General features: G+C 73.3%; 16 protein-coding genes. 12 read left to right on the top strand and 4 right to left on the bottom strand.

Going from position 1 to position 16,843, the window contains the following annotated elements; all coding sequences use genetic code 11:
* Positions 1-92 precede the first annotated feature (92 nt).
* On the top strand, positions 93-884 hold the full coding sequence (locus KVT45_RS05275) for an IclR family transcriptional regulator (RefSeq protein WP_217545279.1): 792 nt from the start codon (positions 93-95) through the stop codon (positions 882-884).
* Positions 885-909: 25 nt separating this feature from the next.
* Here the strand turns inward: KVT45_RS05275 and KVT45_RS05270 are convergent, their stop codons facing one another.
* The gene (locus KVT45_RS05270; RefSeq protein ID WP_217545278.1) at positions 910-1,848 is read right to left on the bottom strand and encodes a 3-carboxyethylcatechol 2,3-dioxygenase; all 939 of its coding nucleotides are present in this window, start codon (positions 1,846-1,848) and stop codon (positions 910-912) included.
* Entirely contained in the window at positions 1,845-2,846 is a 1,002-nt protein-coding gene (locus KVT45_RS05265) for a zinc-binding dehydrogenase (RefSeq protein ID WP_217545277.1), read from the bottom strand. Before KVT45_RS05265 ends, KVT45_RS05270 begins: the two co-directional genes overlap by 4 nt.
* Positions 2,847-2,947: 101 nt before the next feature.
* Between KVT45_RS05265 and KVT45_RS05260 the strand changes: the two genes are divergently transcribed.
* The 11 genes from KVT45_RS05260 to KVT45_RS05210 all read left to right on the top strand — a co-directional run bounded on the left by KVT45_RS05260 (position 2,948) and on the right by KVT45_RS05210 (position 13,621).
* Positions 2,948-4,327, top strand: coding sequence for an SRPBCC family protein (locus tag KVT45_RS05260; protein ID WP_217545276.1), 1,380 nt, complete (start codon positions 2,948-2,950; stop codon positions 4,325-4,327).
* Positions 4,324-4,659 (top strand): non-heme iron oxygenase ferredoxin subunit, encoded by a 336-nt coding sequence (locus tag KVT45_RS05255; protein ID WP_217545275.1) that lies wholly within the window; start codon positions 4,324-4,326, stop codon positions 4,657-4,659. Before KVT45_RS05260 ends, KVT45_RS05255 begins: the two co-directional genes overlap by 4 nt.
* Positions 4,656-5,858, top strand: coding sequence for an FAD-dependent oxidoreductase (locus tag KVT45_RS05250; RefSeq protein WP_217545274.1), 1,203 nt, complete (start codon positions 4,656-4,658; stop codon positions 5,856-5,858). The genes KVT45_RS05255 and KVT45_RS05250 overlap by 4 nt, the downstream gene beginning before the upstream one ends.
* Before the next feature lie 4 nt (positions 5,859-5,862).
* Positions 5,863-6,414, top strand: a complete 552-nt coding sequence (locus KVT45_RS05245; RefSeq protein WP_217545273.1) for a 3-phenylpropionate/cinnamic acid dioxygenase subunit beta — start codon at positions 5,863-5,865, stop codon at positions 6,412-6,414.
* A 39-nt stretch (positions 6,415-6,453) separates the two neighbouring features.
* Entirely contained in the window at positions 6,454-7,302 is an 849-nt protein-coding gene (locus tag KVT45_RS05240) for an alpha/beta fold hydrolase (protein WP_308310648.1), read from the top strand.
* A complete protein-coding gene (gene hcaB / locus KVT45_RS05235) occupies positions 7,302-8,123 on the top strand; it encodes a 3-(cis-5,6-dihydroxycyclohexa-1,3-dien-1-yl)propanoate dehydrogenase (protein ID WP_217545272.1) in 822 nt (273 codons plus the stop codon). Before KVT45_RS05240 ends, hcaB begins: the two co-directional genes overlap by 1 nt.
* Positions 8,124-8,191: 68 nt before the next feature.
* Complete coding sequence (locus KVT45_RS05230; protein ID WP_217545271.1) at positions 8,192-9,778, top strand: AMP-binding protein; 1,587 nt, start codon at positions 8,192-8,194, stop codon at positions 9,776-9,778.
* A 1-nt stretch (position 9,779) separates the two neighbouring features.
* Positions 9,780-10,241 carry a hypothetical protein gene (locus KVT45_RS05225; RefSeq protein ID WP_217545270.1) on the top strand — a complete coding sequence of 154 codons (462 nt, stop codon included), beginning with the start codon at positions 9,780-9,782 and terminating at the stop codon, positions 10,239-10,241.
* A 16-nt stretch (positions 10,242-10,257) separates the two neighbouring features.
* Positions 10,258-11,169, top strand: coding sequence for a helix-turn-helix transcriptional regulator (locus KVT45_RS05220; RefSeq protein ID WP_217545269.1), 912 nt, complete (start codon positions 10,258-10,260; stop codon positions 11,167-11,169).
* Positions 11,170-11,279: 110 nt separating this feature from the next.
* The gene (locus KVT45_RS05215; RefSeq protein ID WP_217545268.1) at positions 11,280-12,500 is read left to right on the top strand and encodes an alpha/beta hydrolase; all 1,221 of its coding nucleotides are present in this window, start codon (positions 11,280-11,282) and stop codon (positions 12,498-12,500) included.
* A gap of 95 nt (positions 12,501-12,595) precedes the next feature.
* Positions 12,596-13,621: an alcohol dehydrogenase gene (locus KVT45_RS05210; RefSeq protein WP_217545267.1), complete on the top strand. Its 1,026-nt coding sequence runs from the start codon at positions 12,596-12,598 to the stop codon at positions 13,619-13,621.
* 104 nt (positions 13,622-13,725) lie between these two features.
* On the opposite strand, the gene KVT45_RS05205 is transcribed toward KVT45_RS05210, so the two are convergent.
* Both KVT45_RS05205 and KVT45_RS05200 read right to left on the bottom strand, forming a co-directional pair.
* Positions 13,726-14,670, bottom strand: a complete 945-nt coding sequence (locus tag KVT45_RS05205; protein ID WP_217545266.1) for a polyprenyl synthetase family protein — start codon at positions 14,668-14,670, stop codon at positions 13,726-13,728.
* Between the two features lie 112 nt (positions 14,671-14,782).
* Positions 14,783-16,546 carry a SpoIIE family protein phosphatase gene (locus tag KVT45_RS05200; RefSeq protein ID WP_217545265.1) on the bottom strand — a complete coding sequence of 588 codons (1,764 nt, stop codon included), beginning with the start codon at positions 16,544-16,546 and terminating at the stop codon, positions 14,783-14,785.
* Between the last annotated feature and the right edge of the window lie 297 nt (positions 16,547-16,843).

The following is a 16,843-nucleotide window of genomic DNA, read 5'->3' as shown; positions in this document are numbered from 1 at the left end:
GGCTGGCGGTCTGGCCATGCTTGTCACGTAAAAGTTTCCGGACGGTCTACTGAAAATGACGCCGGACCCCCTCGAAGCTGAGGTGAACCGCCATGACCACCGCCTCCCTCGCCTCCCAGGCCCGTGACGACCGGGCCGCCGTCGACAAGGCCATCAGCCTGCTGGTCGCCTTCGGTGACAGGGCGAGCAGCGGTGTCGGCGTCAGCGAGCTGGCCCGGCGGGCCCAGCTGAGCAAGTCGACCGCACACCGGGTGCTGGGCATGCTGGAGCGCAACGGCGTCGTGGAACGGGTCGGCACGGACTACCGGCTGGGCGAGCGCCTCCACCAGCTGGGCCGCTCCGTGTACGCGGCCGGCCACGAGAGCCTGCGCGACCTGCTCCTGCCGTACCTGACCGACCTCTACGAGCTCACCCGGCACACCGCCCACCTCGCCGTCCTGCACGGCACCGACGTGGTCTACCTCGGCAAGCTCCACGGCCACCGTCCGGCGCCGGTCCCGTCCCGCATCGGCGGCCGGCTCCCCGCCCACGCCACCGCCGTGGGCAAGGTCATGCTCGCCTACGACGCCGAGGCCGCCGCCCAGGCGATCGCCGGGCCGCTGCACCGCTTCACCGCCCGGACCGTCGCCGACCCGGCGGCACTCGCCGAGGAACTGGACCGCATCCGCCGGACCGGCATCGCCTACGACGACGAGGAGAGCCAGCTCGGGCTGAGCTGCGTCGCCGCGCCCGTCCTGGGCCGGTCGGGGCGGGCCGTGGCCGCGCTCTCCATCGCCGGGCGGCGCGGCATGATCGACACCCGGCGACTCGGCGCCGACGTACGCCGAGTCGCGGCGGCGGCCTCCCAGGCGCAGCAGCGGACGGGCCGGCCGCCGCGCCCGTGACTCCGGCGCTTGCCGCGCCCGTGACTCAGGCGGGCTCCGCCGTGGCGACCGCGAAGCCCGCGATCCACTCCGGGATCGGCGCGTAGAAGCGGGAGGCCATCCGGTAGTCACCGGTGGCGGCGAGGGACGCGAACGCGGCGATCCAGGTGCGGACCTCGTGGGCCGAGCCGCCGCCCTCGGCGCCCATCCATTCCACGGTCCAGGAGTCGACGTCCGTCAGCCGTCCACTTTCGAACACATCCAGGACCTGGTTGTCCCAGGCGGGGTTGACGGGGATCATCCGCGTCGAGCCGGCCGCGTAGTCCCGGCCCGCCTGCACCACCCGCTCCTCGCCCCGGGCCCGCTGCTCGGGGGTCGGCGGGTGTCCCTCGATCAGGGCGTCGGCGACCCGTGGCGGAGCACCGTCCAGGACCGGGACGGGCGGGTCGTGGGAGAGCCCGCCGGAGCCGAGGAACAGCACCCGGCGGTCGAGTCCGGCCGCGGCCTGTCCGACGGCCGTGCCCAGCGCGCGGATACGGCCGACCGGGCCCAGCGGAGTCGCGACCCCGTTGACGAAGACCGGGACGACCGGCACCTTGTCGATCCCGCCGAACAGCACCTCCAGCGGCTGGACGAAACCGTGGTCGACCGTCATCCGCGCCGAGACGGTCAGGTCGATGCCCCGCTCCAGCACCCGGCGGGCGATCTCGGCCGCCGCCTCCGTGTCCACCGACAGCGGCCCCGCCGCCGACCCGAAGTCACCGACGGCGTGGGCGGCGGTGGCCAGGCAGAACGGCGGCATCTCCTTGTAGAAGAAGCCGTTGTAGTGGTCCGGGGCGTACAGGACGACCAGTTCGGGGTCGTAGGCGCGGACGAAGGAACGGGCCCCTTCGACCGCTTCCGCCACGGCGGCGAGGACCTCGGGCGCGGGGTCGTTCCTGCCGATCAGCGGGGAGTGGGACAGCCCGACGGCGGCGGCGTTCACGATGGTTCTCCCTGGGGCTGGGGCTGGGACTGGGGGTGGATGACGAGCTTGCCGGTCAGCCGCCCGTCGATCATGAGCTGGAACCCCTTGTGGATCTCGGCCAGGGGCAGGGCGCGGTCGATGACCGGCCGCAGACCGGTGGCGTCCATCAGCTTCAGCAGGGCGACCAGTTCGGCCCGGGTGCAGCCGGTGGAGCCGAGGATGCGCTGCTGGAGGTAGAAGACCCGGCCGAGGTCGGCGGGCGGGTTGGTGCCGCTGGTCGCCCCGGCGATCACGACCGTGCCGCCAGGGCGGAGCGACCTGAGCGAGTGCGACCAGGTCGCCTCGCCGACCGTCTCGACCACCACGTCCACCCGCTCGGGCAGCCGTTCACCGGTCGCCACGGCCCGGCGCGCGCCCCAGGACTCGGCCTGCGCCCGCTTCTGAGCGCTGCGGCTGGTGGCGTAGACGACCGCCCCGGCGGCCACCGCGAGCTTGATCGCGGCCGAGGCGACCCCGCCCCCGGCACCCTGCACCAGCACCCGGTCGCCCGCCCGGATCCCGGCCCGGGTGAAGAGCATCCGGTACGCGGTGCCCCAGGCGACCGGCAGACAGGCGGCCTCGTCGAAGGTGAGCCACGCCGGTTTGGGGATCAGATTCCGGGCGGGGACGGAGAGGTACTCGGCGAAGGCGCCGTCGTGCTGCTCCGACAGCAGCGCCCGCCCCGGGTCCAGCGTCTCGTCGCCCAGACCGGCGTCCGCGTCGGCGATCACCGGATGGACGAGGACCTCGTTGCCGTCCTCGTCGTACCCCGCCGCGTCACAGCCGAGGACGACCGGCAGCCGTTCCGGTGGATGGCCCACCCCGCGCAGGGTCCACAGGTCGTGCATGTTCAGCGACGACGACATCACACGGACGGTCGACCAGCCGGGGCGCGGCCCGGGCTCGGGAACGTCTCCGACGACGAGACCGGCCAACGGGTCGGTCGCGCTCTGGGAGACGGCGGTTGCGGCAAGCATGGGAGCACGCTCTCCCGCCGCCCAGGGCCGCCGACAGCCCGCGTGCCGTCGTACGGAACGGCCGATGGCACCCGTCCGACCTGCTGCTGTTCGCTGAGGCCATGACCTCGACGAACGAACCCAAGGGCGCTGCCACGGCGGCACCGCGCGGAGCGCTCAGGCGCCCCGCGGACCTGGCACGGAACATCGACGTCGCCGGGCTCGTCGACACCGAGGGCGGACTTCTGGACCGCATGGTCTTCACCGACGGCGAGTTGTACCGGCAGGAGCTGCGCAGGGTCTTCGCGCCGAGCTGGCTGTTCCTCGCGCACACCGACCAGTTCCACCGGCCCGGCGACTTCTTCACCACGTACATGGGCGAGGACCCGGTCATCGTCACCCTGGACCGCGACCGGCGGATCCGCGCCTACCTCAACTCCTGTCGCCACCGGGGCGCCCGCGTCTGCCGCGCCGACTCCGGCACCACCCGCAACTTCACCTGCACGTACCACGGTTGGTCCTACAACCTGGACGGGTCGCTGGTGAGCGTCCCCAACAAGGACGGCTATCCGGGTGAGTTCGAGACCCGGGAGTGGGGCCTGGTCGAGGTCCCGCACGTGGAGACGTACCACGGGCTGGTCTTCGGCACCTGGAACCCGGACCCGGTCCCGCTGCGCGAGTCGCTCGGGGACATGGCCTGGTACATGGACGCCATGCTCGACCACGACGACGAGGGCACGGTCGTCGTCGGCGGGGTCCACAAGTGGGTGCTCGAGGGCAACTGGAAACTGGCGGCCGAGCAGTTCGCCACCGACTGGTACCACGTGAACATGAGCCACGCCTCGGCACTCATGCTGCTCGCACCGGCCGGCCGGAAGCCCAAGGACGAGGTCGTCCACCGCACCGGCCGCCAGTACGTGGACCCGAACGGCCACGGCGCCGGCTTCCCGGTCCACCCCAGGAACCGGTTCGACGCGCAGACCGTGCACAAGTGGACGGACTATGACGCCCTGCGCGAACGCCTCGGTGCGGCGCGGGTGGAGGGACCGCTGACGAACGGCCACGCGACCGTCTTCCCGAACTTCTCCTACCTCCCCGTCAACGGCTCCGTCCGGGTCTGGCACCCCAAGGGCCCGGACCGGATGGAGGTATGGGCCTGGACGATCGTGGACAAGTCGATGCCCGAGGAGGTCCGGGAGGCCCAACGCCTCTACAACCTGCGGACGTTCGGGCCCAGCGGGATCTTCGAGCAGGACGACGGCGAGAACTGGAGCGAGGTGCAGGCGATCGCGCACGGCTTCATCACCAACGGCGTCGCCCTCAACTACCAGATGGGCATGGGCAGCGAACGCCACGACGGCCGCCATCCCGGTCTGACGAGCGAGCTGTACAGCGACGCCGCCGGCCGGGCCTTCTACGGGCGCTGGCGCGAGCTGATGAACACCCCTGCCTGGCACGAGGAGCACGAAGAGCACGAGGAGCACGAGGAGAACAAGGCATGAGCAACGGCATCCGGGTCGCGGCCCTCGACGACATCCCCCGGGGCGAAGGCCTCGCCGTCGCCAAGGAGGTCACCGGCACGGCCGACGACATCGCCCTGCTGCGCGACACCGACGACACCGTGTACGCCCTGGACGACACCTGCACCCACGAGGACGCCTCACTGGCCGACGGCTGGGTGGAGGACGGCCATGTCGAATGCCCCCTGCACGCCAGCAGGTTCTGTCTGAAGAACGGCGAGGTCCAGGGGCTGCCCGCGACCAGGAACACCTGCCCGCACCGGGTCGAGGTCCGCGACGGCGAGGTCTGGCTCTTCCCCGGGGAGACGCCGTGAACGTGGTCGTCGTCGGCGGCGGCATCGCCGGCGTCAGCACCGCCGCCGCCCTGCGCTCCCAGGGCTTCGACGGCGGGGTCACCCTGGTCGACGCCGGTGAATTCCCCTACGACCGGCCGCCGTTGTCGAAGGACTACCTCGCCGGGACCAGGCCCGCACGGCAGCTCGCCCTCCAACAGCCGTCCTGGTACGACGACCAGCGCGTCCGGCTGGTCAACCGCACCACGGTCACCGCGCTGCGCCCGGCCGAGGGCAGGCTCGAACTCTCCGACGGCACCATGCTGCCCGCCGACCGGGTCGTCCTCGCCACCGGCGGCAGCGCGGCCCGCCCGCCGATCCCCGGCATCGACGGCGAGCGCGTGCACGTCCTGCGCACCGCCGAGGACGCCGACCGGCTGCGCCCGGCACTGACACCAGGCGCCCGCATCCTCGTCGTCGGCGCCGGCCTGATCGGCGCCGAGACCGCCTCGACCGCCGTACGCCTGGGCTGCGAGGTCACCCTGGTCGACCCGCTGGCCTCCCCGCTGGCCGCCGCGCTCGGCCCGGAACTCGCCACCTGGCTGCACGACATGCACACCTGGCACGGCATCACCACCGCCCGGGCGGCCGTGGAGTCGTTCACGGACCGCGGCGACCGCATCGAGGTCCGGCTGACCGGCAAGGCCGGATCACGGTCGTACGACGCCGTCGTCGTCGGCGTGGGCATGGTGCCGCACACCGGGCTCGCCGAGCGGGCCGGCCTCGACGTGGACCGGGGCATCCTGGTCGACGCCGGACAGGTGACCTCCAACCCGGCCGTGCTGGCGGTCGGCGACCCGGCCCGGCCGCAGGGGCAGGCCCGCGCCGAGCACTGGGAGGCCGCGCAGCAGGACGGCGCCCGGGCCGCCGCCACCCTCCTCGGCGCCGCGGCCCCCGCCCCGACGGCGCCCTGGTTCTGGACGGACCGGCACGGCCGCCACATCGAGGCCGTCGGGCACATGACGTCGGCCGCCCGGACCGTCGTACGCGGCTCCTGCGCCGAGGCGTCCTTCGCGGTCTTCGGCCTGCGCGACGGGCGGGTGGTGGCCGCTGCCGCCGTCGACGACTCCGCCGCCGTACGTGCCGCCCGCCGGATGATCGACCGCCGGACACCGGTCGACGCCGGACGGCTGGCGGACCCCGACGTGAGCCTGCGCACCCTGCTGCGCCCGGAAAGGTGACCCCGTGACCTCCCTTGCCCAACGCGCCGACCGCGACACGCACTTCGAGGTCGAGCAGTTCTACTACGAGGAGGCCGCCCTCCTCGACGACGGCCGCTACACCGACTGGCTCGAGCTGCTCGCCGACGACCTCGACTACTGGGTGCCCACCCGCACCAACCGGCTGCGCCGGCAGCAGACGCTGGCGGTGGCCGCGCGGGGCGAGGCCGCGTTCTTCGACGAGACCAAGGAGAGCCTGGCCTGGCGCATCCGCCGGTTCGACTCGGGCATGGCCTGGGCCGAGGACCCGCCGTCCCGCACCCGCCACCTGGTGACCAACGTGCTGGTACGGCACCACGACCCGGCCGAGAACCCGGAGTTCACGGCCGACGACCTGCAGGCGCGCTCGGCGTTCCTGGTCTACCGCAACCGCCTGGAACGCGAGGAGAACGTCTTCGCCGGCAGCCGCACGGACGTCCTGCGCAGAGGCGCGGACGGCGGGCTGAAGGTGGCCCGCCGGACCGTTCTGCTGGACCAGAACATCCTGCTGGCCAAGAACATCTCGACCTTCTTCTGATTCCTGTGACTCCTCTGATTCCTCTGATTGGGAACCGTCGTGACCGAACTCAAGCACCATCGCGTGGCCACCTCGCTCGGCGAGATCGCCGTCGCCGAGACCGGTGAGGGACCGGTCCTTGTGATGCTGCACGGCGGCGGCCCCGGCGCCTCCGGCGTCGGCAACTACCACCAGAACCTCGCCGCGTTGGCCCGGCACTTCCGGGTCGTCCTGCCCGACCAGCCCGGTTTCGGCGGCAGTTACCGCCCGACGGACGAGGACCTCGCCGAACGGTCGATCACCGAGATCACCGTCGACGCCCTCTTCCAGGCCCTCGACTCCCTCGGCATCGAGGGCTTCCACCTGCTCGGCAACAGCCTCGGCGGAGCGGCGGCCATCGCCATGGCCCAGCAACGCCCCGAGCGGGTCGCCCGGTTGGTGCTGATGGCACCCGGCGGCGGCTGGCTGCCGTCCGGGCCGACGCCCACCGAGGGACAGAAGGAGATGTTCCGCTACTACAACGGCGGCGGGCCCAGCGAGAAGAAGATGGCCGCGTTCATCCGCACCATGGTCTACGACCACAGGCAGTTCGGCGCGGACGTGGTGAAGGCCCGCTACGAGGCCTCCCTCGACGAGAGCCACATCGCCTTCTACCACCGCTACAACGCGGCGTTCGCGAAGCGCGGGGGCATGGACCCGCTCTGGCGCGACCTGCACCGGATCAAGGCGCCCACGCTGCTGGTCTGGGGCCGCGACGACCGCACGATCACCCTCGACGGCGCCCAGCTGATGCTCCGGCAGATCCAGGACGAGCAGCTGCACGTGTTCGGCCGGTGCGGGCACTGGGTGCAGCTCGAACGGCAGGCGGAGTTCGAGGAGCTGGTCGTCCGCCACCTCGGGGAGCGGTGATGGGCTGGCTGCCCGGGTACGTCGCCCTGGTCACCGGCGGGGGAGCGGGCATCGGCCGCGCGGTCACCGAGAGGTTCGTGGCCGAGGGCGCCTCCGTCACCGTCTTCGGCCGGGACAGGGGCCAGTTGGACGAGGTCGTCGCCGTCGCCCCCGACCGGATCCACGCCGTCACCGGCGACGTACGCGACTCCGGGCGGCTGCACACCGCCGTCGCCGAGACCGTCGAACGCTTCGGCAAGCTCGACACCCTCGTCGCCAACGCCGGTGTCTGGGACTACCAGCGGCAGCTCACCCGGCTCGGCGCCGCCGAACTCGACGCCGCCTTCGACGAGATCTTCGCCGTCAACGTCAAGGGCTGTCTGCTGGCGGCCGAGGCGGCCTGGCGGGAGCTGGTGAAGAGCCGCGGCAGCATCGTCATGACCCTCTCCAACGCCTCCTTCTACGTCAACGGCGGCGGCCCCCTCTACACCGCCAGCAAGCACGCCTGCCTGGGCCTCATGCGCGAACTCGCCTACGAACTCGCGCCCAGGGTCCGCGTCAACGGCGTCGCCTGCGGCGGCATGAACACCGACCTGCGCGGCCCCGAGGCACTGGCGCTCGGCGACCGCTCGATCTCCGCGTCCTTCGCGAAGCAGAAGCCGGACGCCCCGCCGCTCATCCCGCTGCACGACTCCAGCACCGACCCGCGCGACTTCACCGGACCGTACGTGCTGCTCGCCGCCCGCGAGCAGAGCGGCCCGATCACCGGGCACGCGATCTCCGTCGACGGCGGCATCGGCGTCCGCGGCTTCGCGCACGCCGCCGGCGGCGACCACCTCTGACGGCTCCGACGGTTCAGACGGTTCCGACGACTCCGACCACCCATGACACTCGACGAGGAGTGCTGACTGTGCCCAGTCCCCACCCGCGCAACTCCGGACTCAGGGTCGACCTCAACCCGGCCGCGGCGGTGGCCCGCCACGCCCGCCACCAGGCCGACGAGGTGGTCGTCCGCTACCCGGGCGGCGACCTCACCTACGCCGAACTCGACGGCAGGGCGGCCCGGTTGGCGAGCGTCCTGGCGGGCGGCGGCGTCGCCGACGGCACCCGCGTCGCCTATCTCGGCCTGAACAGCCCGGCGTTCCTGGTCACCATGCTCGCCGCGTTCCGGCTGGGTGCCGTCTTCGTCCCGGTCAACTTCCGGCTCGCCGAGCCCGAGCTGGAGCGGGTCCTGGCGGGCAGCGGCGCCGAGGTGATCGTCTGCGAGGAGGGCCATCGCCTCCCGGTCGAAGCGGTGCGCGGGGCCACGGAGCTGCGGCGCCTCCTGCTGGTGGACGACGACCCCGAGGTACCGGCCGCCGCCGGTGCCGCCGGCTGGGAGCCCTGGTCGCCCCTGATCGCGGCCGCGCCGCCGACGATCGCCCTCGCCCGGAAGTACGCCGACGACCCGGCGATCCTGATGTTCACCTCCGGCACCACCGGGACGCCCAAGGGGGTCGTGCTCACCCACGGCAACGCCTGGTGGAACTCCGTCAACGTCGACCTGCGCCTGGACACGCGCCGCGGTGACGTCACCTACGCGGCCGCCCCGCTCTTCCACATAGGCGCCCTCAACAGCTTCGCCCTGCGCACCCTCGTGCGCGGCGGCACGGTCGTCGTACGCCGTTCCTTCGATCCGCAGGAGTGCCTCGACGACCTGGTCACCCACCGGGTCAACTCCATGTTCGGCGTCCCGCAGATGTTCGCGGCGCTGGCCCGCGTCCCCGGCTTCTTCGAGCAGGATCTCGGCGATCTGCGCGCGGTGGTGGTCGCGGGCGCACCGGTGCCGCCGTCCCTGGTCGAGCTCTACGCCGGGCGCGAGGTGCTGCTGCAGCAGGCGTGGGGCCTGACCGAGACCGCGCCCTTCGCCACCCACCTGCCCGCCGAGCGCACCCTGGACAAGCTGGGGTCGGCGGGGATCGCCATGCCCTACACGCAGGTGCGGGTCGTGGACGCCGTCAGCAACGAGCCGGTGAAGGCGGGGGAGCCCGGTGAGGTCGTGGTGCGCGGTCCCAACGTCACCGCGGGCTACTGGAACGATGCGCAGGCCACGGCCGCCGCGTTCGACGCGGAGGGCTGGTTCCACTCCGGGGACATCGGCTATCTCGACGAGGACGGCTGTCTCTTCATCGTCGACCGCCTCAAGGACATGATCATCAGCGGTGGGGAGAACGTCTACCCGGCCGAGGTGGAGCGGGTCCTGGCGGCCATGCCGGGCGTGGTGGACGTCGCGGTGGTCGGGGTGGCCGACGAACAGTGGGGCGAGGCCGTCTCCGCGGTGGTCACCGTCGCCGCCGGCACCAGCATCGGCCTGGAGGACGTCCGCGCGTACGCGGCCGGGCGGCTGGCCCGCTACAAACTCCCGCGGCGGCTCACGCTGGTGCCGGCGGTGCCGAGGAACGCCTCCGGGAAGCTGGACAAGGCCGTCATCCGGCGGCTGGCGACCGAGGAGGGCTGAGATGTTCACGGTGCCCGCGGTCCCGGCGGACCTCGCCCCGCACCCCGGCTGGGAGACCGTGCCGACCGCCCGAGGCCGCACCGCGGCCGGCTTCCGCCTGTGCCGGGACGGGGTGACGGTGGACGTACGCCTGGAACGGTGTGCCGCGGGACGGCTGCGGGACGCGTATCCGGCCGGTGCCCGCGACCTGGAGCTACGGGTGGGTGCCGGATGCCCGGAGCACCTGCTCCCGGCGTTGCTGCGGAGTCTCACGGCGGCGGTCCGGGACGCCGATCCGCACTGCCGGCGGGTCGTCCTCGCCGTCCCCGTCGCCGACCGGGGCGTGATCACGGCTGCCGGGTCGGCCGGTTACCGTCACGCCGTGGACGTCGACCTCGGGCAGGAGGAACTGGCCCTGCTGGTGGCGGAACCCGACTGGGTGACCGGCACCGGCATCGACCTGGACCGCGTCCCGGGCGCCTGAGAGCGGGGCACAGCACATGACCGTACCGGCCCTCACCCCGGCGCAGCTGTCGTCGTTCACGCTGCTCCTCCACGACGTACGGCGGGTGGCCGGGCTTGACCTCGTCGTCGGCACGTTCATGGACACCGGCGCCGACCACTACGTCGTCGACCAGCTCGTCGGGGCCACCAGCGACGGCCTGCGCAACCTGCGGGTCACCGTCGGCGCCGGACTCGGCGGCAAGGCGATGCTGCTGACCAGGCCGGTACTGGTCCGGGACTACTGCAGTGCGCAGGGGATCAGCCACGACTACGACGCCGCCGTACGCCGGGAGGGGGTCGGCGCCTCCTTCGCCGTCCCGATCAGGGTGCCCCGAGGGCCGCGGGGCGTGCTCGTGGGCGGACTGCGCCATGAACACGTCTTCGGCGACCGCGTCATCGGCGACGTCCTGACGTTCGTCCGCGCCCTGGAACGGGACCTCGCCGAGGACCTGGCCCTGAACCGCCGTCTGGAGCGCCTGCGGGCGGCGGCCGGAGGGCGTGCGGCCGGCGGCTGTGGCGGGGCGGGCGGCGTGGCGGGGCGGCGGCGGCTCGCCGGTGTCTGCTCGGAACTGGTGCAGATCGCGTCCTCGATGGCGGACGGGCCGCAGCGGCGGCAGATCGAGGCCCTGGTCCTGACTCTGACCGACGAGGCCGCGGCGGCCGTGGACGACGTACTGACGGCCCGGGAGCGGGAGATCCTCGCCGAGGTCGCGCTCGGCGCGACCAACCGGGAGGTCGCCGCGCGGCTCGGCATCGGCGCCGAGACCGTGAAGTCCAGCCTCGCGTCGAGCATGCGCAAGCTCGGCGTGCCCAACCGCGCCGCGCTGGTGGCCGCCGCCCTGACCCCCCGAACGGGGGGCGTACGCGGCGGACGCGTTGCCGGGCCGCAGGGTCCGCTCCCAGGCTGATCACCGGCCTGTCCCTGCGGGTGCGTCGTGGTTGCTCGCGCAGTTCCCCGCGCCCCTGAAGGGGCGCTACAGCCCCCACCCAGTCCGTGAAACGAGAGACACCCACCCCCATGCGCAACAATCCCCAAGCCACCCGGGCCCGGCGCACCGCCCGCGCCGTACTGCTCGTGGTGGCCGTCGCCGTCGCCGTGTTCGTCCTCCTCGGGCAGCTGGCGGCGGTGCTGCCCGTCGGCTGGTGGTCGCCGGTCCTGTCCGTCCTGGCGCTCCAGCTGCCGATGCTCCTGCTCGCCGTTTTCCGGGACACCCTCGGCTCCTGGAACATCGTGCTCGCGGCCCTGGCGCTGGCCGTCGGCGTCCTCGCGCTGCGCCGCTGCGGCGGCCGGCGGCTCCCCGTCGCCGTCACCGCGCTCAGCGGTACGGCCCTGCTGCTGGCCCTGATCACCACCACCGTGCAGATCTTCTCGGTGCACGGCGCGACCGGCGACTGGTTCGTCTTCTCACCGGCCTCTCCGGCGAAGGCCGCCGGCCGGGGGCCCGACCGCACCGTCACCTATGCCACGCTCGGCGGCGAGCCGCTGAAGGCGGACCTCTACCTGCCGACGGCGAAGTCCGCCGCGCCGCTGGTCGTCAGCATCCACGGCGGCGGTTTCATCTCCGGCTCCCGCGGCCCGAACCCGTACACGAGCTGGCTGGCCGACCACGGCTACGCCGTCCTCGACGTCGACTACCGGCTGGCCACCGCGACCCGGCACACCTGGAACACCGCGGACGCCGACGTCGGCTGCGCCCTGACCTGGGCCACCGCGCACGCCTCCGAATACGGCCTGGACATGGACCGGGTCGCCACCTTCGGCGGGTCCGCGGGCGGCAACCTCGCCATCAACGTCGCCTACAAGGCGAACGCGGGCACGCTGAAGCCCAGTTGCGGCACCGCGGCGCAGCTGCCGAAGGTGAAGGCCGCGATCGGCTCGTACCCGGTGGTCGACATGACGGCCTCCGTGCCGGACTCCGCGTACGGCGGGCAGGTCGCCGACCAGTACGTCGGCGGCAGCCCCGCCCGCTACCCGCAGCGCTTCCGGGCCGTCGACGCCGCGAACCAGATCGGCCCCGAGGCCCCGCCCACCCTGATCCTCCAGGGCTCCCGCGACCACCTCGTCTTCGCCGACCACACCAAGGCGTTCGCCGACAAACTGACGGCGGCCGGCATCACCCACCGCTATGTCGAGCTCCCGTTTTTGGAGCACGCCTACGACCAGTCCTCCGTCAACATCGGCACCAAAGCCACTCGGGCACTGCTGCTGCCCTGGCTGCAGCAGTACGTCGGGAGCTGACACCCGGGGCTCGACGCGCGCGATCGGCCCGGAGCTGGTGTGCTGGGTGTGGGGGCTTCGGACCGTACCCGTCGTACCCGTTCCGGGAGAGACGCATGAGTATCTACCGAGTCGCGCAGGTGCCCGCCCTGGGCGGGCCGTTCGAGATCGTCGAGCGGGAGGTGCCGAGGCCCGGCCCCCGCCATGTGCGGATCGCCGTGGAGGCCTGCGGCATCTGCCACAGCGACGCCTTCTTCGTCACCGCCGCGCTGCCGGGCGTCACGTTCCCGGTGGTACCCGGCCACGAGATCGCCGGGCGGATCGAGGAGCTCGGCGAGGGCATCGAGGACTGGGGCTGGCAGCTCGGCGACCGGGTGGCGGTCGGCTGGTTCGGCGGCAGCTGCGGCCACTGCAAGCCCTGCCGCCAGGGCGACTTCATCGTCTGCGAGAACATGAAGACGCCCGGCTGGACCTACGACGGCGGTTTCGGCGAGCAGGTGATCGCGCCGGTCGACGCCCTGGCCCGCATCCCCGACGGGCTGACCTCGGCCGACGCGGCCCCCATGGGCTGCGCGGGCGTGACCACCTTCAACGGCCTGCGGCGCAGCCCGGCGCTCCCTGGTGACCTGGTCGCCGTCGTCGGTCTCGGCGGGCTCGGCCACCTCGGAGTGAAGTACGCGGTGGCCATGGGCTTCGAGACGGTGGCCGTCGCCCGCGGTGCCGAGAAGGCCGACTTCGCCAAGCAGCTCGGCGCCCACCACTACGTCGACTCCACGGCCGCGACCCCGGTCGCGGAGGCCCTCCAGTCGCTCGGCGGCGCCAAGGTCGTGCTCGCCACGGCGGGCAACTCCCAGGCGATCACGGCGGCCGTGGACGGGCTGGGCCCCCGGGGCGAGCTGGTGGTGATCGGCCTGGACACCGAGCCGCTCGGGGCCACCCCGCTCCAGCTGCTCGGGGCCGCGCGAGAGATCCGCGGCCATCCGTCCGGCACCGCGCAGGACGTCCAGGACACCATGGAGTTCAGTGCCCTGCACGGGATCCGCCCGACGATCGAGACCGTACCGCTGGAGCAGGCGGGCGAGGCCTACCAGAAGATGCTCAGCGGGGCCGCGCGCTTCCGGATGGTCCTCACCTACGACTGAGCGGCACGCACTCACCGCACCGCCCCCCTCGTAGGGCTCGGGCCGCAGCATCGGCCGGGACGTCATCACGCGCAGCGTGTCCAGATGGCCGGACAGCCGTGTCCTCACCGGGCGCCGCGCGTGCGCCACGGCCCAGGGGCCAGCGCGTCGGCCGTCCGGCACAGCGCGGCCCGGTGCGGGCCCTGCGGCAGCGGGTCCAGCTCCCGGCGGGCCCGTTCCGCATACGTCCGCGCCATCCGCGTGGACTCCTCCAGCGCGCCCGTCTCCACCAGCAGCCGCCCCACCTTCTCCGGATCCTTCGAGACCGGCCTGGCCAGCAGCAGGGGCAGGCTGGGCCGGTCGTTGCGCAGATCGCTGTCGGCGGGCTTGCCCTCCCGCCCGGCCTCCGGGCCGTACGGCAGCAGGTCGTCGCGGATCTGGAACGCCACCCCGAGCGCCTCGCCGTACCCGGCCAGCGCCCGCGCCTGCCCCGGCGAGCCGCCGCCCAGCACCGCCCCCGCCTCGCAGCAGGCACTCAGCAGCGCGCCCGTCTTCAGCCGGACCATCTCCAGATACCCGCTGATCGCATCCGGCGCCCGGACCGGGTCCAGCTCCCGGGCCACCCCCTGTGCCATCCGCCGGCCTGCCCGCGCCAGCGTGCCCACGGCCCGGGTCACGGCCGCTTCCGGCACCCCGCGCCGACCGCACTCCACCACCTGCTCGAACAGCGCGAACATCAGCGCGTCACCGCCCAGGACGGCCGCGCCCGGCCCGAACCTGGCGTGCCCCGACGGCTTGCCGCGGCGCAACTGGTCGTCGTCGAGGATGTCGTCGTGCAACAGGCTCGCCACATGCACCAGTTCCACCCCGACCGCAGCGGGCATGACCCGCTCGTACGACCCGCCCACGGCCGCCGCCGACTCCAGCAGCAGCACCGGCCGCAGCAGCTTGCCCGGCGGGTGCAGCGCCCAGCGGTGCACCTCAGTGAGCGGATGCCCGGCGTCCCGGGACAGCCACTCCCGCAGCGCCTGCTCCACGGCCGCCGCCGCGCCGTTCTCCTCGTGCCGCATTCCCGGTCCTCACTGCTGATCGTTTCCCTGGCGTTGAACGAGCCACGTCTCGGCGGTGTCACACGGCGACCGGAGGCGAGGCGGGCGCGCGCCCCGGCGTACGGGCATGCGCTCAGCTCCGCACCGCGCGGGCCGCGAGCAGCGCTATGTCGTCCTCCGAACCGGTGGCGAGGTGCGCGAGGACCGTGTCGAGGATCTTGTCGAGCGGGTCGGTGGGGCACAGCGACAGTCCCGTGAGCCGTGCCAGGCCGCGGTCGATGTCCTCGCCGCGCCGCTCCACCAGCCCGTCCGTGTACAGGAGCAGCACACCGCCGCGTTCCGGGGTGACGCGCTGCTCGTACCGGCCGAGCCCGCTGCCCAGCGGCGGGCCGACCGGCACCGGGACCAGCTGTATCTCGCCCTGCGGGCTGAGCCAGACCGGCGGCAGATGGCCGGCGCTGGCGTAGGTGAGCGTGGCGACGTCCGAGTCGCCGAGCGCGAGGAAGCAGGTGGCCACCCGCTCGAAGCCGGAGTCGGCGACCATCCGGTCCGCGTGCTGGAGGATGCGGCGCGGCGACAGTCCCGCGAGGGCCAGGGCGCGCAGCGTCGAACGGTAGTGGCTCATCGCCACCGCCGCGTCCACGCCGTGGCCCATCACGTCGCCGATGACGAGCATGGTGCGGCCGTCGGGCAGCGCCAGGACGTCGTACCAGTCGCCGCCGATCATCGAGCCGTCGTCGGCGGGACGGTAACGGGCGCTGGTCTCCACACCGGCGTGCTGCTGGAGCTGGCCCGGCTCGGCCAGCAGGGCCCGTTGCAGCTCCAGGGCCATGGTGTGCTCGCGTTCGAAGCGGACCGCGCGGTCCAGGGCGCGGGCGGCGCGGGCGGCGAGTTCGCGGGCGACCGTGGCGTCCTCGTTCGAGAACGTCCCGGAGTCCCCGGCCCGGGCCAGCATGAGGATGCCGAGCACCCGGCCGTCCGAGACCAGGGGAGCGAGAAGGACCGAGTGGACACGGGCGGTCAGACACGCCCGGGCCGGCGGCCAGCGGGGGATCAGCGACCGCCACTGCGCCGCGGTGATCGCGTTGCGCCGCCAGATCCGGCCCGCCGCCAGGTTCCGCCGGGTTCCGGTGCCCCGCGGCCAGCCGACCAGCTCACCGCGCGCGTCAAGGGCCGCGAGGCCGGTGACCAGCCCCGGACGGGTGGCGTACGCCGCGAGCCGGGTCGGCGCCCGCCGCGCCGACGCCGTGTCCGGCGGACTGAGCTCCACCCCGGCCGCGTCCGCCAGCTCCGGTACGACGAACTCGGCCAGCTCCCGGCAGGTCCCGGCGACATCGGTGCCGGTGCCGATCCGGGACGCGGCCGCGTCCAGCAGCGCCAGCCGCCGGTGGGCGCGCTCCAGCTCGTAGACGTACTGCTGCGGCTCACTGATCTCCAGGCCCACCGCGGCGACGCCCACGACCTTGCCCGTGCTGTCCACGAGCCGGTGGTACACGCACCGCCACTCCCGGACCTGGTACGGCGAGTCCACCCAGGTCCGCCCGGTGACGATGGCCTCGCGCGGCCGTCCGTCGTGGATGACGTCCAGCAGCACCTGGTCGGGCCGCTGGATGTGCGGCAGCACCTCGTGCTGGGTGCGGCCGAGGTACGCGGCGGCGGGCAGGCCCGTCATCCGGGCCATGTGCGGATTGACGTAGATGTAGCGCAGATCGGTGTCGAGGACCGCGAAACCGACGGCCGCGTCCTCGACGATGCCGCGCAGCAGATCGATGTAGCCGATGTCGACGGCGCGCGCGCCCGCTGCCGCCGGTGCCGGTGCCGGAGAGGGCGTCGGTGTGCCCCGGGCGACCGGTGGGGCCGGTGCGGCTGGTCGTCGTGAGGAGGTGTCCCTGTCCACCCGGTCCTCCTCGCCTGCCCCCTCCCTCGGCCGCCCTCATCCTGCACCAGGTGCCGGCACGGCGCATCCCGGGACGGGTCCGGGCTGCCCGCGGGTGTCCCGGGACCGGCCCGGGCTGCCCGCGGGTGTCCCGGGGCCGGTCCGGGCGGGCGCGCGAGGCATCCTGGGACCGTACCGGCCGGCAACCCGGACCGCTCCGCTCACATCGCCCGGAGCCGGTCTGTGCGGTGGCCTTAACCCCCGTTGATCGGGAGCGGTGACGCCGGCGTAATCAGCCGTACATACGGTCGGGGTCGG

Origin of the sequence: Streptomyces sp. GbtcB6, assembly GCF_019091475.1 — a bacterium.
Classification (GTDB): domain Bacteria; phylum Actinomycetota; class Actinomycetes; order Streptomycetales; family Streptomycetaceae; genus Streptomyces; species Streptomyces hyaluromycini.
The sequence above is the reverse complement of the archived record's forward strand: the minus strand, read 5'-3'. Positions and strand labels throughout refer to the sequence as shown.